The sequence below is a fragment of the Algisphaera agarilytica genome, assembly GCF_014207595.1.
Classification (GTDB): domain Bacteria; phylum Planctomycetota; class Phycisphaerae; order Phycisphaerales; family Phycisphaeraceae; genus Algisphaera; species Algisphaera agarilytica.
Genome location: NZ_JACHGY010000005.1, coordinates 1 through 1,919 on the forward strand (window position 1 = coordinate 1; position 1,919 = coordinate 1,919).

At 59.6% G+C, this 1,919-nt stretch carries 1 protein-coding gene; it reads right to left on the reverse strand.

Translation table 11 applies throughout. From position 1 onward, the window contains the following. Positions 1 to 1,919, reverse strand: a 1,919-nt coding sequence (locus tag HNQ40_RS17995) for a CBM96 family carbohydrate-binding protein (protein ID WP_184679340.1), incomplete at both ends; no start/stop codon positions are given.

Sequence of the window (1,919 nt, forward strand, 5' to 3'; positions counted from 1 at the left end):
CCGTCGCTGTCGATCACGAACGTGACCTCCTGGCCCGCAACCACCGCCGCTGAGACGTCGAAGTGGTATTCCTGGCCGATGACGAAGTTGCCGGTAATCTCGTCCAAGAGGGTGGCCTTGGCCGGTGCGTTGCCGGGGGTGAGGTTGCCTTCGGTCCAGTTATCTGATCCGCCCTCGTACACGCGGACCCGCATGCCGTTGCCCGCATCCGCCGAAACAGTCAACTCAAGGCTGGCCCCAATAATGTCCTTGCCGGGCGTATCGGGCACGTCGAACTTCAGGTACGACGTCCGCGTACGGCTCGAAGCGCTCTCGATCCGAAGCAGCGTATTGTCCTGCGTCGAGGTGTTCTCGATGTAGGCATCGTCGGCCGCGGAAACATCGAGCTCATTCTCATTCGGAGGCTCGATCGGCGGGTTGGTACCCGGGACGAAATCGAGTTCGGTGTTTCCGAAGAAGTTGACCCAAAGGTCATTGCCATCGGTCGCGAAAGACGTGCTGTTGGCATTTCGCAGCGTCGCCAGGTCCTGAACACGTGGCACACTGTTGAGAGTCACGGTCTGGGCCACATTGACGAACCGAACCATGGTCGATCCCTGATTCGGGCCAACGAGCGTGTCGTACTTGATCTCAAACCCGCTGGAAATCGATCCCAGACCTTCGGGGAAATCCACGGTGTAGTCACCGTCGTTCCGCTTGACCAGAGTGTTCGTACCGCTGAACTGCCCCGTCCCGGGCCGGTTCTGGCCGGAGAACCCATCGGGCGAGGTCACGCGGAACAAGGGGTTACCGGAAAACGACCGCATGCGGAACATGGTGTAGAGGTCGTCAGACACCACAGCGTTCCAACCCGACGGCCGGAAGTCATTGCTGTTATAGAAAAACGGGTTGTTCGGCACGACGGTTGAGCCCGCCCCACCGCCCACGTGACCGGTAAACGTGCCGTCCGCGTCGTAGATCACCGCGGGCATGTTTTTACCCACACGGTCGTAGCTGGACGACCCGGTCGGGTTGACGAAGCTAACGTTGTTCGCCGAGCCGTCGTTCTCAAACGATGTGTCACTCATCACAAAGTGAACGAGCCGTTGCGCAGCGTTTTCCGCACGGAACATGTGCGCGTTGGAGGTGGTATAGCCGGCGAAGTGGTTGCCGGACATCGTATTGGCACCGTCGTAGAACGTGTGGCCGGTAACGATATCGTTGAGGTTGGCGTTTCCGCGGCTATGGCCAACGTAGAGCGTGTTGGTGATCCGCTGGGTGAAGGTGATGAACGTGCCGGTGAAGTTATCCGCGAACCGGGTTCCGTTGAAGTTCGCCGTACGTCCACGGTGGTAGATGCCGGTGGTGTGCTTATAGGCCGTGTAGTTGTTGATCTGCGGCTCTTGCGACGGGCGGTGTTCGTCGCCGTCGAAGTTGGCCTTAAGGTTTCCGCCCACGGGGACTTCAAGGTCGCTGCCCCGGTCGAAGTTCAAGCCGATGGGCGAGGAGTGCGAGGAGTTGTAGTCGAACTGGCCAAGGTTCACTCGGTCCGGCTGGACATTACTGTACTGCGGGTCCTGTGCGGACAGACCAATCGCCGAGTCGGGGAAGAGGAACCAGAAGCCGGTGCCTTCGGAACCCGCGGAGATGTTGCCGATCCAGATGTTGTCCGGGTTGGTCATCCAGAAGCCCGCGGAACTGAGGAATCGCGTGGCGTTCTGGCCGACGTGGTCGTGGGTGTCAACGATAAACGGGTCGTTCAGGTTGACGTTATTCCCATTCGCGCCGACCTGGTGGATCCCGAAAGTAATGTTGGAGAGGAACGTGTTGCCGTTCTCCACCGCATCTTCCATAAAGAATCCGTGCCCATGGATGTCGTGCAGCACCACGTCCTGGATCTGCAGGTTGTGCGTGCCGTGCACCGTCACGCCTCGGTTGTT